The organism is Micromonospora sp. SYSU B005 (assembly GCF_055362685.1).
The window spans coordinates 122,152-139,010 of the sequence record NZ_JAXCFU010000010.1 but is presented as its reverse complement, the minus strand read 5'-3'; the positions used below and the strand labels follow the sequence as shown (position 1 = coordinate 139,010).

Annotated in this window: 9 protein-coding genes (1 of these 9 running past the window's edge); all 9 read right to left on the bottom strand. The window is 76.3% G+C overall.

From position 1 onward, the window contains the following. Tightly spaced (each overlapping or abutting the next), the 9 genes in view from SM452_RS22395 to SM452_RS22355 form a layout consistent with a single transcriptional unit that may run on beyond the window. Positions 1–992: the start of a type I polyketide synthase gene (locus tag SM452_RS22395; protein WP_463840620.1), read on the bottom strand. It extends 3,358 nt beyond the left edge of the window; the window shows 992 of its 4,350 coding nt (coding positions 1–992); its start codon is at positions 990–992; its stop codon lies beyond the left edge, outside the window. Then, entirely contained in the window at positions 989–3,304 is a 2,316-nt protein-coding gene (locus SM452_RS22390) for a lantibiotic dehydratase (protein WP_463840619.1), read from the bottom strand. The genes SM452_RS22395 and SM452_RS22390 overlap by 4 nt, the downstream gene beginning before the upstream one ends. Further along, positions 3,301–6,813 carry an amino acid adenylation domain-containing protein gene (locus SM452_RS22385; RefSeq protein WP_463840618.1) on the bottom strand — a complete coding sequence of 1,171 codons (3,513 nt, stop codon included), beginning with the start codon at positions 6,811–6,813 and terminating at the stop codon, positions 3,301–3,303. Before SM452_RS22385 ends, SM452_RS22390 begins: the two co-directional genes overlap by 4 nt. After that, positions 6,810–8,462, bottom strand: coding sequence for a beta-ketoacyl synthase N-terminal-like domain-containing protein (locus SM452_RS22380; RefSeq protein WP_269696710.1), 1,653 nt, complete (start codon positions 8,460–8,462; stop codon positions 6,810–6,812). Before SM452_RS22380 ends, SM452_RS22385 begins: the two co-directional genes overlap by 4 nt. Beyond that, positions 8,459–10,792: a non-ribosomal peptide synthetase gene (locus SM452_RS22375; RefSeq protein ID WP_463840617.1), complete on the bottom strand. Its 2,334-nt coding sequence runs from the start codon at positions 10,790–10,792 to the stop codon at positions 8,459–8,461. The genes SM452_RS22380 and SM452_RS22375 overlap by 4 nt, the downstream gene beginning before the upstream one ends. After that, positions 10,789–12,144 (bottom strand): DUF6002 family protein, encoded by a 1,356-nt coding sequence (locus SM452_RS22370; protein WP_463840616.1) that lies wholly within the window; start codon positions 12,142–12,144, stop codon positions 10,789–10,791. Before SM452_RS22370 ends, SM452_RS22375 begins: the two co-directional genes overlap by 4 nt. Continuing rightward, complete coding sequence (locus tag SM452_RS22365) at positions 12,141–13,292, bottom strand: potassium transporter TrkA (RefSeq protein WP_463840615.1); 1,152 nt, start codon at positions 13,290–13,292, stop codon at positions 12,141–12,143. The genes SM452_RS22370 and SM452_RS22365 overlap by 4 nt, the downstream gene beginning before the upstream one ends. After that, positions 13,273–15,909 (bottom strand): amino acid adenylation domain-containing protein, encoded by a 2,637-nt coding sequence (locus SM452_RS22360; RefSeq protein WP_463840614.1) that lies wholly within the window; start codon positions 15,907–15,909, stop codon positions 13,273–13,275. Before SM452_RS22360 ends, SM452_RS22365 begins: the two co-directional genes overlap by 20 nt. Continuing rightward, positions 15,906–16,859, bottom strand: a complete 954-nt coding sequence (locus tag SM452_RS22355) for a class I SAM-dependent methyltransferase (RefSeq protein ID WP_463840613.1) — start codon at positions 16,857–16,859, stop codon at positions 15,906–15,908. The genes SM452_RS22360 and SM452_RS22355 overlap by 4 nt, the downstream gene beginning before the upstream one ends.

The window sequence follows — 16,859 nt, the reverse complement described above, 5'->3', positions numbered from 1 at the left end:
GCCGTGCTCAGCGCCGCCAGCTCGATCGAGTCGCCGAGGACGGTGCCGGTGCCGTGCGCCTCCACGTAGCCGACCGAACGCGGGGCGACGCCGGCCACCGCGAGCGCCTGCGTGACCACCTCCACCTGACCGGTGACGCTCGGCGCGGTGAAGCTCGCCTTGGCCGAACCGTCGTTGTTCACCGCGTTGCCGATGACCAGCGCCCGGATGTCGTCACCGTCGGCGAGCGCGTCGGAGAGCCGCTTGAGCACCACCACGCCGACGCCGCTGCCGTAGACGGTGCCGTCGGCGTCCGCGTCGAACGGGCGGCAGTGCCCGTCGGCGGAGGTGTAGCCCTCGTCGGCGACGTACCCGACGCCGTGCGGCAGTTCCACGCACACACCGCCGGCGAGCGCCGTGTCGCACTCGCCGCTGCGCAGCGCCTCGGCGGCCAGGTGCACCGCGACGAGCGACGACGAGCAGGCGGTCTGCACCGTCATCGCCGGGCCGCGCAGGCCGAGGCGGAACGCGACCGTGCTGGCCAGGTAGTCCGGCTTGTTGCCGAGCGACACGCGCAGCTCACCGGCGTCCGCGAGCGCCCGCGGGTTCCGCCGGACGTTGAGCCACTGGTACAGGTCGGCGTTGCCGCCCGCGTACACGCCGATCTCGCCGTCGTAGCGGGCCGGGTCGCAGCCCGCGTCGGTGAGCGCGGCGTGCGCGTGTTCCAGGAACAGCCGCTGCTGCGGGTCGGTCAGCTCCGCGTCGCGGGGGCTCAGCCCGAACAGCTCCGCGTCGAACCGGTCCACGCCGTCGAGCACAGCGGCCACCGGCACGTACGCCGGGTCGTCGAGCTGCTCCGCCGGGACGCCCCGGGCAAGGAGCTCCGCGCGGGTGAACCGGGTGAGCGACTCGGCGCCGACGACCAGGTTGCGCCAGAACTCGTCCGCCGACGCCGCTCCCGGTACGCGCAGGCTGAGCCCGACGATCGCGATCGGCTCCACTGTCTCGTTCACGCCATGACCTCCGGCTCGGCCGAATCGCTGATGTGCAGGCGCAGTTCGCTGACGTAGCGGCGGCCCGCGCGGTCGGGCAACCACGCCTGCCCGAGCGCGGGCAGCAGCTCCGACACGGTCACCGCCACGTCGTCGCCGCCGGCCCGCCGGGCGGCGCGCAGCAGCAGGCAGAGCCGGTTGGCGTAGAGCGGGCTGGTCAGGTCCGCGTAGGTGGGCTTCAGTTCGGTGGCCACCCGGACGAAGACCCGCTCCGGCAGGCCCAGCGCGGCCCGCCAGCGGCGTACCGCGAGGTAGCGCCGCGCCTGGTCGACGGCGTCGGCCAGGCCGGTCGCCCCGACAGTGGTGCGCCAGGTCTCCCGCGCCAGCACCAGCCGGTCGACTGTCACCCGGGGGCTGTGCGGGCGGTCGGTCATCAGCTTGAACGCGTCGCCCGCGTGCACCGCGATCAGGTCGGAGAACACCTCGACCAGCGGCCAGCGCGTGCCGTCCGGGCCGGTCGCCACCAGCGCACCGTCCACCTCGGACACGATCGCCGCGTTGGCCGGCACGAGCCGGTCGCGCGGCGCGCCGGGCGCGTCGGCGAACGCGAGCCGGTGGTCGTCCGGCCCGTGCAGGGACGCGGACAGCCGCCCGCCGACGCGGGGGAAGTCGACCGGGTAGAGCGGGCGCAGCCGTCCCGGGCCCAGGTCGGCCACGTACGCGCGCCGCAGCCGGTCCACGTCGGGGTGGCAGTGCGTGAACAGCTCGGCGTTGAACGTGGCATACGCGGCGTGCAGCTCGCCGAGCACCGCCCCGACCTCACCGGCGGCCAGCGCCTCGGGTGACTCGGCGAACAGTTGCAGGTCGGGGCTGTGCACCCGGCCCGCGCTCCAGCCGGGGCGGGTCGCCGGGAACTCGTCGGCCACCAGGGGCGCCAGCTCCGCCGCGCCGAACTCCACCCGGGCCGTCCCCTCGGGCAGTCCGGCCAGTCCGAGCACCCGCTCCCAACGGGCGGCGAACTCGGCCGCGACCCGGTCCACCGGCCGGTCACCGGGCCCGAACAGCGGCCCCTGCGCGACGAACCACAGGTCACCGAGCCGGACCGGCCCGTCGCCACTGAGGTCGTCGTACAGGTCGCGCAGCGCGTCGCCGTACGCCGTGGCCAGTTCGGCGGTGAGCCAGCGCGCCGCCCGCAGCGGCAGGTCCAGCGCCGGGGCCAGGGAGTCGAGCAGGCCGCCGCCGACGGTGAGGTCCACGTCGCGTGCGGTCTCCTCGTGGCACAGCGCCCGCCCGGCGTAGTTCTGCCCGGCCCGGCGGCGCGGCGGCAGCCCGGTGAGCGCGGTGAACTCGGCGTCCAGCGCGGACAGCGCGCCGGTGAGCGCGGCCGGGTCACCGGCGGCGTCGGCGACCCGGGTCCGGGCGGCGGCCAGCCGGTCCAGCCCGGCCAGCGCCCGCGCGCGGCACTCCGGATCGCCGATCGCCGCGATCCGCTCCCGCAGGTGGTCCTGCGCGGCGAATCCCTGCGGCAGGTCGAAGTCCCAGCGCAGCAGCCCTCGCTCGACGAGCTGCGCGAGCAGCAGGAACCCCTCCTCGGCGCGGCGTACGCCGGTCTGCCCGTCGCGCACCAGGTCGTCGACGACGTCCCGGGCCGGGCGGGTGCCGTCGCACCGGCACAGCGCGATCGACTCGCTCAACGACACCGGTTCCGGGCGCTGGGCGGGCCGGTGCACGACCCGGCCCGCCAGGTGGACGTGCGGCGCCCGGACCGGGGCGAGCCACTGCCGGACCTGCGGGTCGGCGGCCAGCCGGTCCGCGTACGCGGCGAGCGCCCAGTGTTCGAGGTGGACCGCACGGTGACGGAGCAGCCCGGGGCCGGGCACGGCGGTGACGCCGGGCGCGCCCGGTGCCACGGTGCCCCAGCACACCGGCCCGAAGAAGCCGATGGTCTCGCACTTGGCGACGTAGCGCTGCCAGTACCCGGCGACGACGTTCTCCCGGCCCCGGCGGCGCACGTTGCGGGGTGCGTCCGGGCCGTCGCGGAGCAGCCCGTCCAGCGCCACCAGCGCCTCCGGGTTCTGCCAGGCGACGGCCTCGCGGAACAGCGGGTCGGCGGCGATCCCGCACAGCGTGGCCGACGACGCCCGGACGGCGGTGGCGTACGCGGTGGTGAACGCCGTCTCGTCCAGCTCGCCGGTGAGGTGCCGGTCGGCGGTGTCGGCGCAGTACGGCGCGGCGAACCGGTCCAGTCCGTCGGCGGGGAACCCGGCGCTGCGCAGCAGCACGTCCCGCCACACCGACCAGCCGGTGTCGCCGAGGGGGACGAGGTACGTCACCGCGGCTCCTCCTCCACCACCGGGCGGCGCTGGACCCGCTGGCGGCGCAGCGCGCCCCGGCGCGCGGCCCGTTCCACCGCCTCGTCCTCGGCGTCCTCGCCGGACGACGACGCACCGAGGCTGTCCAGGTGCGCGGCGAGCGCGCGGACGGTCGGGTGGTGGAACAGGTCCACGACCCGCAGGCTCGTGCCGAGCAGCCGGTTGAGCTGCCGTTGCACGACGGCGACCGCGAGCGAGCCGCCGCCGACGTCGAAGAAGCTGTCCGTGGCGGCCACCTCCGGTACGCCGAGCACGTCGCACCAGACTGCGGCGATCCGCCGCTCGGTGGCGGTGGCCGGGCGGGCGGCGGGCACCCCGGCGCGACCCGCGGCCCGGGTGACGCGGGCGGCCCGGGGCACGTCGCCGGCCGTCCCGGCCGGGACGGCGGTCCAGGCGGGCAGCTCGGCCACCGGCCGCTCCGGGTCGGCGGCGCCGGCCCGCAGCAACCGCTCGACGTCGGCGAGCACGTCGCTGATCAGGGCCTCGCCGTAGACGTCCGGGTTGAAGACGATCTCCACGCGCAGCCGCCCGTCCCGGGTGATGCCGTAGAGCGTCAGGTCGAACGGTGAGCCGGGCGCGGGCACCGGCACCGGCTCGGCGGGCAGGCCGGCCAGGTCCAGGCGGGGTTCGTCGAACGTGTACATGTTGAACAGCACCTGCACCAGCGGGCTGCGGTCGAGCAGGCCGCCCAGCCCGAGACCGCCGACGATGCGCTCGACAGGTGCCTCCGGGTGGGCGAGCGCGGCGAGCAGTTCCTCCCAGGCGGCGCGGACGTGCGCGGCGAAGCCGGCCCCGGGCGTCCGGCGCAGCCGCAGCGGCGCGATCTCGATGAAGAAGCCGACCATCGGTTCGAAGTCGGCGGCGCGCCGGTCCACGGTGGGGGTGCCGACCACCAGGTCGGACAGGCCGGTACGCCGGGCCAGCACCAGCGCGAACGCGGCGAGCACGGCGGCCGCCGGGGTCGCGCCGAGCCCGGCGGCGAGGTCGGTGAGCGCGGCAGTGGCGGCCCGGTCCAGCCGGGTACGCACCGTCGCGCTGGTGTACGTCTGTTCGGCGGGCCGGTCCCGTCCACCGGGGAGCCGCAGCACGACCGGTGCCCCGGTCAGGTGGTCCAGCCACCAGTCGAGGTCGGCGGCGGCGCGGCGCCGGGCACGGTCGGCGCGCCAGGCCACGTAGTCGCCGTACGTGGCGGGCAGCGGCGGCAGCGGCGGCCCGTCCCCGAGCGCGGCCCGGTACGCGGCGGCCAGGTCGGCGTAGAACAGCGACTGCGACCAGCCGTCGAACACGGCGTGGTGGGCGTACACGGCCAGCACGTGCTCGTCGGCGCCGGTGCGGATCAGCTCGGCCCGCCACAGCGTGTCGGTGTCCAGCGCGAACGGCGTGGCGGCGCTCGCGGCGAGGTGACCGGCAAGATCCGTGCCCGGGGCGAGGTCGCGTACCGGCAGCGGCACCGGTGTGGACGGGTCGGCGACCGCGTACGGCACGCCGTCGCGCTCCGGGATGCGCCAGCGCAGGATCTGCTGACGGTCCGCGACGGCGGTGAGTGCCGTGGCGAGCGCCGCCACGTCGAGCGGGCCGGTGATCCGTTCGGCGAACGCGACGTTGTACGCGGACGCGGCGGCCGGGAAGTAGCGGTCGAGGAACCACAGCCGCTGCTGCGCCGGGGACAGCGCCGGTGGCCGTCCCCGGACGGCGGCGTCGGCCGGGCCGGTTCCGGCGGCGGCGACGGCGCGGGCGGCGATGCCGCGTGGCGTCCGCCCCACCAGCACGTCCTCGATGGCGAGGTCGCGGCCCAGCCGCTCGCGCAGGTCGGCGACCAGCCGCATGGCGGTGATGGAGTGCCCGCCCTGGTGGAAGAAGTCGTCGTCGCGGCCGACCGCCGGGACGTCCAGCAGCGCCGCCCACGCCTGCGCGACGAGGCGTTCGGTGTCGGTGGCGGGCGGCTCGCCGGACGGCACGTGAGCCGGTCCGGCCAGGTCGAGCGCGGCCAGCCGCTCGGTGTCGATCTTGCCGTTGATGGTGATCGGCAACGCGGGCATGGTGAGCATCCGGGCCGGTACGGCGGCGGGCGGCAGCAGCCGGGCGCAGTAGTCGCGCAGCTCGGCGGGGGCCAGGCCGGTCGCCACGTACGCGACGAGTTCCTGACCGCCGGCGCCGGCGCGGACCTGGACGCTGGCCAGGTCGACGTCCGGGTGGCGGCGCAGCACCGCCTCGACCTCGCCCAGCTCGATCCGCTGCCCGCGGATCTTGACCTGCCGGTCGGCCCGGCCGAGGAACTCCAGGCTCCCGTCCGGCAGCCACCGGGCCAGGTCACCGGTGCGGTAGAGGCGCTCCCCCGGCTTGCCGGAGAACGGGTCCGGGAGGAACCGTTCCGCCGTGCGGGCGGCGTCGAACAGGTATCCGCGGCCGAGCCCGGGACCACCGGCGAGCACCTCGCCGATCTCCCCCGGGCCGACCTCGCGCAGCTCGTCGTCGACCAGGTGGATGCGGTGGTTGGCGGCGGGCCGGCCGATCGGGATGGGCCGGGTCCAGTCGCCGCTGCCCTCGAACCAGGTCACCAGCACCGTCGCCTCGGTCGGGCCGTACACGCTGATGAAGCGGCGCCCGCCGGCGGTCCAGCGGCCGACCTGTTCCGGGCCGGTGGCCTCGCCGCCGGTGACGACCAGCCGCACGCCGGAGAGCCGGTCCGGGTCCAGCAGCGGCAGGATCGGCGGCGGCAGCACCACCACGTCGACTGCCTGCTCGGCGCAGATCCGGTAGAGCCGGGTCGGGTCGGCCCGCTCGGCGTCACCGGCGAGCACGACGGTGCCCCCGGCGGCGAGCGGGGCGAGCATGTCGGCCACCGACGCGTCGAACCCGATCGAGGCGAACGCCAGGCACCGGGTCGCCGTGTCGAACCCGGAGAACTCCGCGATCGAGGTGATCTTCTCGGTCAGCGCCCGGTGTTCGATCACCGCGCCCTTGGGCTGCCCGGTCGACCCGGAGGTGAACATCGCGTACGCGGTGGTGCCGAGCGTCGCCGGGGTCGGCTGCCAGGGCGCGGTGCCGGTGGGGACGTCCAGCACGGTGCGTCCGGTGAACGCCTCGGCGGCGGGCGTACCCACGACGACACGCAGGCGGGCCTCGGCGGCCAGTTCCCGCAGCCGTCCGGCCGGCAGCGCCGGGTCGAGCGGGACGTACCCGGCGCCGGCCGTCTGCACGCCGAGCAGCGCGACCACCAGGTCCGGGCGGCGGTCCACGCAGACGCCGACGAGGTCGTCCGCGCCGATGCCGTGGGCACGCAGCGACGCGGCGAGCGCGGCGGCCCGGCCGACCAGGACGGAGTAGCTGAGTGTCAGGTCGCCCTGCACCACGGCCGGGGCGCCGGGACGCCGCCGGGCGTGCGCCGCGACCAGGTCGGGCAGGCACACCTGCGGGTAGGGCAGCTCGGGACCGACCCGCTGGTCGCGCTGATCGTCGCGGACGGTCATCGCGGTGCCTCGATCCAGTGCCGGGTCCGCCGGAACGGGTAGCCGGGCAGCGGCACCCGCCGGCCCGGCGGGACGGCCGGCTCGTCACCGGCGCGCCAGGCGCGAACTGCGGCGTCGTCGTCGGAGGCCGGGTCGCCGGCCGCGAGCGCGGTCAGCCGGCGCACCGCCTCCCCCGCGTCGGCGCAGGCGACCGCGTCCCGGTACGCCAGCCGCCGCCGTCCCACCGCGAGCGTGTGCGCCACGTCGGCCACCGCCAGGTCGCCGTCGGCAAGCCGGACGGCCAGCCGCCGGGCCAGTTCCCGCAGCGCCGCCGGGCTGCCCGCGGACAGTCCCAGCACCACCGGGCCGGGTGCCCCGGCGTCCGGCTCGTCCGTCGCGGGCGCGGGCTCGACGAGTACGTGCGCGTTGGTGCCGCCGAGGCCGAACGAGCTGACGCCCGCGCGTCGCTCCCCCGTCCACGGCCGGGTCTCCGCGCCGACTTCGGCACCCGCTGCGGCCAGGTCGATGTCGCCGTGCGCGGCGGTGAAGTGCGCGGTACCCGGCACCTGCCCGGTGCGGACCGCGTACACGGCCTTGATCAGCGAGAGCACGCCTGCCGCCGCGTCCAGGTTGCCGAGGTTGCCCTTCACCGAGCCGAGCAGCAGCGGCGCGCGGGCGCCCCGGCGTACCCGGGCCAGCGCGTCCACCTCGATCGCGTCGCCGACCGGCGTGCCGGTGCCGTGCCCCTCCAGGTAACCCACGTCGGCCGCGTCCCAGCCCACCGACGCCAGCGCCTCCGCCAGCACCGCCGCCTGCCCGGACACGCCCGGCACGGTGAAGCCGGGCCGGTCGGCGCCGTCGTTGTTCACCGCCCACCCGGCGAGCACGGCGTACACGTGGTCGCCGTCGGCGCGGGCGTCGGCGAGCCGCTTGAGCACCACCGCCCCGGCGCCGTTGCCGAACACCTGCCCGGTGGCGGCGGCGTCGTACGGGCGGCAGATCCCGTCGGTGGCCAGCAGCCCGCCCGGCCGCAGCCGGTACCCGGCCTGCCGGGTGGACACCACCGCCGCGCCGCCCGCTATCGCCACGTCGCAGCGGTAGTCCAGCAGGCTCTGCCCGGCCTGGCACACCGCGACGAGCGCTGTCGAGCAGGCGGTCTGGACCGCCACGGCCGGGCCGGACAGCCCCAGCGCGAACGCGGTCCGCGTCGGCAGGTAGTCGCAGCCGGAACCGGTCAGCGCATCGTCCCAGTCCTCGGCGAGCGTGCCCGCCGCCGGTGCCAGCGCGGGGTTGCCGAGCAGGTGGTGGTGCAGGTAGCGGTTGGGCGCGCATCCGGCGAACACGCCGATCTGGGCCGGGTCGCGGTCCGGGTCGATCCCGGCGTCCTCCAGGGCGTGCCAGGCGACCTCCAGGAACAGCCGGTGCTGCGGGTCGAGCAGCGCCGCCGCCTCGGCGGGATAGCCGAACAGGTCCGCGTCGAAACCCTCCAGGTCGTCGAGCCGGCCGAACGCCGGTACCCAGTCCGGTCCGCCCGGCACGCCCTCGCCGGCCGGGGTCCGGCGCACCGAGTCCACCCCGGACAGCAGGTTGCGCCACAGCGCCTGCGCGTCGTCCGCGCCGGGGACCCGGCAGGACAGGCCCACCACCGCGATCCGCTCGTCCGCGCTCACGCCCGTCCCTCCCCACCGCCCGCGGCCCGCGCGGCGGCGCGACGGGCCATCCGGCGTCCGACCGCGGCCAGCCGGCCGTCCTCCGGTACGCCCGCAGCGTCCCCTGACGTCTCCAGGTACGCGGCCAGCGCCGCCACGGTCGGGAACTCCACCAGCCGGGCCAGCGGCACCCGGCGGCCGAGGTGTTCCTCCAGGTACCCCTGCACCAGGGCGAGCTGGAGCGAGTGCCCGCCCGCCTCGAAGAAGTTCACCAGACGATCCACTGTGGGCAGTCCGAGCACCGCGCACCAGCCCGCCGCGATGGCCTGCTCGACCGGCCCGGCCGGCGGCCCGGAGGTGACCGGTACTCCAGCGTCCGGTCCTCCGGCGTCCGGGTCGGGCAGGGCGGCCTGGTCGAGCTTGCCGGTCGGCCCGATCGGCAGCTCCGGCACCGCCACCACCGCCCGGGGCACCATGAAGTCCGGCAGCACGGCGGCCAGCCGTTCCCGCAGCGCCGACGGCTCGACGACAGTCCCGGCGGCGGCGACCACGTACGCGACGATCTCCTGCTCGCCAGCGCCGGACGCGCCTCGCCGCGCCACCACCGCCGCGTGGGCCACGCCGGGCTGCGCCGCCAGGCACGCATCGATCTCGCCCAGCTCCACCCGGTAGCCGCGGATCTTCACCATCCGGTCGCCGCGGCCCAGGTAGACGAGCGTGCCGTCGGGCAGCCGCCGCGCGATGTCCCCGGTCCGGTACGCGCGCACCCCGTCGTACTCGGTGAACCGGGCCGCGGTCAGCTCCGGCAGGCCCAGATATCCGAGCGCGACGTGCGGGGTCCGCACGACCACCTCGCCGGTGAGGCAGGCGGGACGTCCGGCCGGGTCGGTCAGCACCACCTCGACGCCCGGCAGCGGGTGCCCGATCGGCACGACTGCGCGCCCCGGGTCGGCGTCCGGCGGCAGGTGGTGCTGCGCGGCGAAGCTGATCTCGGTGGTGCCGTACCCGTTGACGAACACCACGCCCGGCGCGAACGCCCGCCGGGCCAGCGTCACGTCGTGCCGGGTGACCTCCTCGCCGCCGAGGACGACGGCGCGGACCGACGGCAGTCGCCCGTGCTCGCCGAGGCTCGCCACCACGTACCGGAAGACGGTGGGGGTGGAGTGGTAGACGGTGACGCCCCGGTCGGCGAGCGCGCCGGTGAGATGGCCGAGGCCGTGCGTGCGGACGTCGACCGGGACGGCGGCGGCGCCGGACAGCAGCGCGCTGAACGTGTCGGTGACCGCCATGTCGTAGCCGAACGAGGTGAGCACGCTCGTGCGGTCGTCCGGCCGGAGGGCGAAGTTGCGCACGTGGTTGCGGACACCGAACAGCACGTTGCGGTGACTCTGCACCACGCCCTTCGGCTTCCCGGTGGACCCGGAGGTGTAGAGCACGTACGCCGGGTCGTCCGGGCGCGCGGGCCCGGCCGGCACCGGCACGCCGGCCTCGCCCCGGCGCAACGACACCACCGGCAGCTCCAGCCCGGCGTCGGCCGCGAGCGCGGCGGCCCGCTCTTCGTGGCCGGGGTCCGCGACGATCGCCCGGACGCCTGCGTCGCGCAGCATCGCGGCCAGCCGGGCCGCCGGGTACGCCGGGTCCAGCGGCACGTACGGCGACCCCGACGCCAGCGCCGCCAGGATGCCGGTGATCGTGGCGACGCCGTGGCGGCACAGCACCGCCACCGGCGCCGCGACGTCACCCGGCCCGGCCAGCGCTTCGGCGGTCGCGGCCACTGCCGCACCGAGTTCCCGGTAGGTCACCGTCGCGTCGTCGGCGAGCACCGCCGGCCGCTCCGGGTACGCCCGCACCGCCGCGGCGAACGCGGCCGGGATGGTGTCGCCGCATACCCGGCCGGCCTCGGTGCCGTCGCCGCCGTGCAGCCGCCACAGGTCCGGGGCCGGACGCCGCTCGTAGCGGGCCGACGGCAGCACCCCCGCCGACGAGGCGTCCGGGTCCAGCGTGGACAGGACGTCGGCCAGGTCGGCGCGGAGGTCGTCGGCGTACGCGGCGGGCAGCCCGGACACGGTGACGCCAGCCAGGCCGGGGCGCACCTCGACAGTGGCGTCGACCGGGTGGTCCGGCGACGCCGGGCGCACCGAGCGGCACAACTCCCGGATCGGCGCGTCGGCGGTCAGGTCGAGCGTCACCGGGTCGCCGCCGTGCCGCAGCGTCACCACGGGGGATCCGGTGTACCGGCGTACCACCAGAGCCGTGGCGGTGAGGACGACGGCGGCCGGGTCGGCGCCCGCGGCGCGCGCCCGGGCGGCGAACCGCGGCGGCAGGCCGAGCGGCTGCGGAGACGGGCTCACCGCTGGTCCAGGGCGGCGGCGACCACGTCGGCGAGCGTGGACACCTCGGCGTCCGCCTCGGCGATCCGGAAGTCGTCGCAGTAGCTGCCGGTGCCGTGCACCACGATCTCGTGCCCGGCCGGGACCAGGCCCCGGTCGACGGCGTTGCAGACGCCGGTCAGCGCCATCAGGATCGACCACTCCCGCAGCCGGGCCGGATCCTCGGGCAGGGTCAGACCGGCGTCGGCGAGCCACTGCCGGGCGACCGGGTAGCGCCGGACGCACTCGCGCCGCGACACCACGATGCCGTCGCCGCCGTGCCGTTCGATGAGTGCGTTCATGGCCGGGGAGGTCACCGGGCGGTGCGTGTAGAACGTCGGGTCGAGCACCTCGGCCGGGTCGTCGGTGACGGCCGGGAAGCGCAGGTCGGCGTCCTGCGTCCAGACGCCCCGGCTCTCGTCGAACGTGTACGCCGGGCAGTGGTCCCGCTCGAACGAACCGTGGCGCAGGCTGAGCACCATGTCCGGCGTGCCGAGGTGCTGCACGAGCAGGAAACCGGGCCGGTCGGCCGGGTCGGCGTCGCCGGCCGCCTCCAGTACGTCGCGGCCCAGGTTGTAGCCGAGCAGGCCGAACGCGCTGGACACGGCGTGCGCGTGCCAGCGCGAGCCGGTGGCCGGCGACACGTCGGCCTCGAAGGCGGCCCGGGCGGCGTCGGCGACCAGGTAGTTGCGCAGGTCGAGGGTGTACCAGAGGGTGACGCCGTGCTTGTCGTACGCGGTGGCGGCGTACTCGTCGACGAACGCGCGGCCGAGCGCCTTCACGCCCTCCGGGTCCGCGCCGGTGTACCGCAGCAGCGGGTTCACCGCACGGGTCGCGGGATCGGCGGCGAGCGCGTCGTGGCGGAACTTGTGCCGGGTCGCCGCCGGGGCCAGCACCACGATGGACAGCTGCTCCGGGGTCACCAGCCCGGCCGCGTACGCGCGGGCCACCGAGTCGCGCAGCGCGACGCCCTTGTTGCCGGAGGTCGGGGTGACGATGCACAGCCGCTCACCGGTACGCCGGATGTGCTCCACCGCCCGGGCGACGATCACCATCGAGGCGAATGTCTTCGTGGTGCGGGTGCCCGGGTTGGCGGTCAGGTCGAGCATCGTCAGGTCGTGCCCGCCGTAGTGGCCCAGCGGGGACCAGCTGACCGTGGCGGCGGCGTAGAACTCGCGTACCGCGGGGGTCAGCTCGGGCAGGTCGAAGCCGGGCGCGAAGCCGGGCGTGCCGGGCGCGTCGCCGGGGACCGCGCCGCACCGGCGCACCGCCGACGCGATGACGTCGTAGTAGTCGGTGATCATGTTGCGGGTGGCCGGGGTGGTCACGGTCATCGGGCTTCCTCCAACACACTCCGGGCCGGCGCCGGCGGCACCGTTCGCAGATGGTCACGCAGGGCGGTGAACCGGCAGGCGATCTCGGGCAGCTCGCCCGCGTGCCAGCCGCCGGCCAGGTCGGGCCGGTACGCCGCCAGTGCCGCCCGGGCGCGCTCCGGGTAGCGGACGTGGCCGCCACCGACCTCGACGCCGTCGCGGCGCCCGGCGGCGGTGTTCCAGGCGACCGCCTGCGCCACCGGCAGCTCGGCGGGCAGCCGCAGCTCGGTCCGGCCCCCGGCGAGCCGGACCGGATAGCCGCCCGGCAGTCCCAGTGGCCCGGGCAGGCTCGCCGTCACCTCGTCGCCGGTGGCGAGCGCCGCCACCAGGGCGGCCCCGGCGTGCCCGGCGAGCGCGTTCAGCTCCGGCCGGGGCAGCGCGCGGTAGCCGGCGAGCAGCCCGGTGACGTCCGGGACGGGCCGGCCGTCCAGCCAGGCGCGTACCTCGGCGGTGTCGTCGTCGTCCGGGCCGGGCGCGGCGAGGTGGGCGTGATGGCCGAGCACCGCCAGCCGGCGCGGGCCGGGACGGCCGAGCGCGGCGTCCAGGCACACGGCGAGCGTCGCCACGTTGCCGATGCCGCAGCGCACCGGCAGGTCCAGCGCGGCGAGCAGCGGGTTGACCGCGTCCGGGAACGCCCCGTTGACGAGCGTCGCGCCGGGTGCGCCGCCGGCCAGCGCGGCGGCCAGCCGGGACACCAGCTCGGCCTGCAACGCCAGCGTCACCCCGAAGCCGGCCGCGGCGATCAGGTCCGTCCAGGCCGACGGCGCCGCCGCCCGCTCGTACGGCGACTGCGCGGACGCGGCGCAGACCAGCACGTCGGGCCGGAGCCGGGCCATCGAGGCGGCGTCGGCGGCGTACCCCTCCCCCGGGTCGGCGCCGGGTTCGGCGGTGAACGGCCGGGCGGTGACGGCGACGGGGGTGCCGGCGACTGTGGCGCGCACCCGCGCGGCGCGGGCGAGCGCGTGGGCCGCGTCCGGGTCGCGGGCCAGGACCGTCACGCGCAGCGGCGCCGGGGTGTGCGTCGCCGCCAGGGCGTGGCACAGCGAGCGGGCCAGCCGGCCGGCGCCCACCACGACGACGTGCCGCGCGTCAGCGGACCGGGCTGACATCGCGTCCCGCCTCCGTGACCCGGTCGACCCAGTCGGCGAACGATCCGGCGCGCAGGCAGCTCGCCGGGGACACCTCCAGCCCGGCCATCTCCCGTACCCGCAGCGCCATCCGCAGCGCGGTCAGCGAGTGCCCGCCGAGCGCGACGAACGTGTCGTCGTCGTGCACCGCGTCGACGCCGAGCGTGGCCCGCCACGCCTCGCGCAGCCGGTCGGTGAGGGCGCCGTCGCCGGGTTCCGCCGCGATCCCGGCGGGCCGGGACGGTGGCGGTGGCAGCTCCAGCCGCGCGACCTTGCCGTTGGGCAGGCGGGGCAGCCGGTCGACCAGGACGATCTGGTCCGGGCGCATCGCGGGCGGCAGCGCCGAGGCCAGGTAGCCCTGGAGCAGCCCGGTGGTCAGCAGGTGGTCGGCGGGCTCGTCCCGGGGCGTCGCCGCCGGTGGCGGTTCCTGCGGCCGTACGGCGTAGACGTAGCTGACGTCGGCGTCCGCGCCGACGTTCCAGTCGCCGATGTCGTGGACCTCGAACCCTGCCGCGCACAGCAGCTCGCGTACCAGCGGGGTGGTCACGCTGCTGCGTTCGACCTCCAGGCAGACCTGGCGAATACGGGGCCAGTGCTCGGGGCGCAGCCCGCGCAGCACGCTCAGCTCGGCGCCCTCGGTGTTGACCTTCAGCAGGTCGACGCGGTCCAGCCCGAAACGGTCCAGCAGGTCCGACAGCGTCACGGTCGGCACCACGTGCGCCACCGGGGCGAGGCGGCGGCGGGCGTCGGCCAGGAGCGCCGCCTGTTCGGTCTCGTCGGCGTCGCCGCCGCCGTGGCGGTAGTGCGACCGGACCAGGTCGGAGGCGGCGCCGGCCCGGTCGGCGCCGAGGCCGGACAGGTAGCTCAGCTCGGGGAACGAGGTCAGCTCGGCGGTGCCCGCCGCATCGGTCACGGCGGCCTCGACGACCGACGCGGACCCGGCGTAGAGGCCGAGGTTGGCGCGCAGGTACGGCAGTGTGTCCGGGTTCGGCTCGACCGCCACCAGCCGCACGTCGCGCGCCTGCCGGGACGCCCAGAGCGAGAACAGTCCGATGTTGGCGCCGACGTCGAGGACGACCGCACCGTCACCGACGCGGACGCCGAAACGCGCGTACTCGGCCTGGTCGAAGATCTGCCGGTAGAGGAAGACCGCCTCGTCCGGCGACGCCGCGGTGACCGCCATGCCGTTGGGTAGCGGGAACCGCGGCAGCCCGCCGACCGCCGGGGCCTGCCGGGGCTGCGGCACCACGTAGCCGACCAGGCGGGGGCCGTCGTCGGTGTCCGGGACGGTCACCACCACCGCGTCGTGCACGGCTGGATGCTCGCGCAGCACGGCGGCCACCTCGCCCGGCTCCACCCGGACCCCCCGGATCTTGACCTGGTCGTCGGCCCGGCCACGGAACTCCAGGAAACCCTGCGGTGCGACCCGAACCAGGTCACCGGTGCGGTAGAGCCGCGCGCCCGGCCGCGCCGGGTCGGGGCGGAAGCGCTCCGCCGTCCGCTCGTCGTCGCGCAGGTAGCCCAGCCCGACCGCGACCCCGCCGATCCACAGCTCGCCGGTCCCGCCCTCGGGCACCGGGTGCAGGTCGTCGTCGAGCACGTGGGCGGTGACGCCGTCGATGATCCGGCCGATCGGGGCGATGCTGCCCGCGTACGGCTCGGCGCAGTCCCAGTAGGACACGTTGATCGAGGTCTCGCTCGGGCCGTACCCGTTGAACAGCCCGCACGGCAGCACCTCGCGTAACCGCCGGACCAGCCGCATGTCCAGCGCCTCGCCGCCGCACAGCACCCGGCGCAGCGTGACGCAGCCGGCGAACTCCGGCTCGTCGAGCACGTGCCGCAGCATGGTCGGTACGAAGTGCGCGGTGGTGACCGCCTCCCGCTGGATCAGCCGGACCAGCCCGAGGCTGTCGAACTGCAGGCCCGGCCCGGCGACGACCACGGTGCCGCCCGCGATCAGCGGGGAGAGGATCTCGTGTACCGACGCGTCGAACCCGATCGACGCCTTGTGCAGCACCCGGTCGTCGGCGGTGAAACCGAACCGGCCGTGGCCCCAGGCCAGCCGGTTGACCAGCCCGGCGTGGTGCAGCACGACACCCTTCGGCCGGCCGGTGGAGCCGGAGGTGAACAGCACCAGCGCGGCGTGCTCGCCCGGCGGCAGCCAGCCGGTGCGATCGGTCAGGTCGGCCGGCGACCCGGCCCGCGCGGTACGCACGTCCCGCCAACCGGTGGACGCGGGCGCGGCGACGGCGGGCGGACGGTCGGCGTACAGGACGAGCCGGGGCGCCGCCGCGGCGAGCATCTGCTCGGCCCGGCCCGACGGCAGCTCGGGGTCGACCGGCACCGCCACCGCGCCCACCGCCAGCGTCGCGAGCAACGACGTCACGTAGTCGGCGGACCGGTGCAGGTACAGGCCCACCAGGTCACCCGGCCGCACGCGGGCGCGGCGCAGCAGCTCGGCCGTCGCGCCGACCCGCTCCCACAGCGCGGAGTAGCTCACCTCGCCGTCCGGTCCGACGATCGCGGGCCGGTCGCCGTCGGCGCCGGTGGGCCGGTGCACCAGGTCGGTCAGGTAGCGCGGGCCGGTCACAGCGGTCACCGCGTCCTCGTCGCGACCGCGACGATCGCCATCCGGGGCACCTCGGCGACGAACTGCCCGTCGGCCCGGTAGACCAGCGGACGGGCCGGCACGTCGTCGCGACCGATCCCGGCCAGGTAGCCGGTGTGGTCGAAGTGGCGGGTCAGCAGCCCCCACACCTCGTCATCGGTGAGCGTGGCGAAGTAGTCGCGCACGCCGTACATGTCGCCGACGTAGTCGCGCATGCCCGCGGAGGCGGACTCGGCGCTGTCGGCGCGCACGATCAGCGGGTCGTACAGGTCGACGACGCGTACCGGCAGCCCGGCCGCGGTGAACAGGCCGGTAAGCTCGGCGCGGCTGAAGTGCCGGTAGTCGTGGCCGCCGGCGGCGTGCGGGTGCACCACCTCGCCGAAGAACCCGGCCATCGGGCTGGACTCGTCGAAGTCGTGCAGCACGATCCGGCCGCCGGGCCGGACCACCCGGGCCGCCTCGGCCACCGCCTGCGGCCGCCGGGCCGCCGGGATGTGGTGCGTGCCGTACGCCAGCAGCACCGCGTCCACAGCGGCGTCGCGCAGGAACAGGAAGTGCGCGGCCTGACGGACGGCAGGCAGGCCGTGGGCGAGCGCCTTGTCGACCATGTGGCCGGACAGGTCGCCGGTGATGAACGCCAGTTTGGACTCGAAGCAGGCGGACTGGCTGCTCGCGGCGCGGGCCACAGTGCCGTCGCCGCCGAGCACGTCGAGAATGAGCGTGACCGGGGCGGCGGCGTCCGGGGTGGCGAGGTCCAGCAGCCGCCGCATGCCGGTCCAGCGGACGAGCGTGTCCCGCTGGGCCCGGCGGTAGGAATCGCCCCGGCCGGTGGAGTCGGTGTCGAACTCGCTGACCGTGCCGGCCAGTTCCGCGAGAGCTGCGTCCGCGCCGGGGCGGCCGAAGTCGAGCAGTTCGCGCAGTTGCGGGTGGAGGGTCGCCAC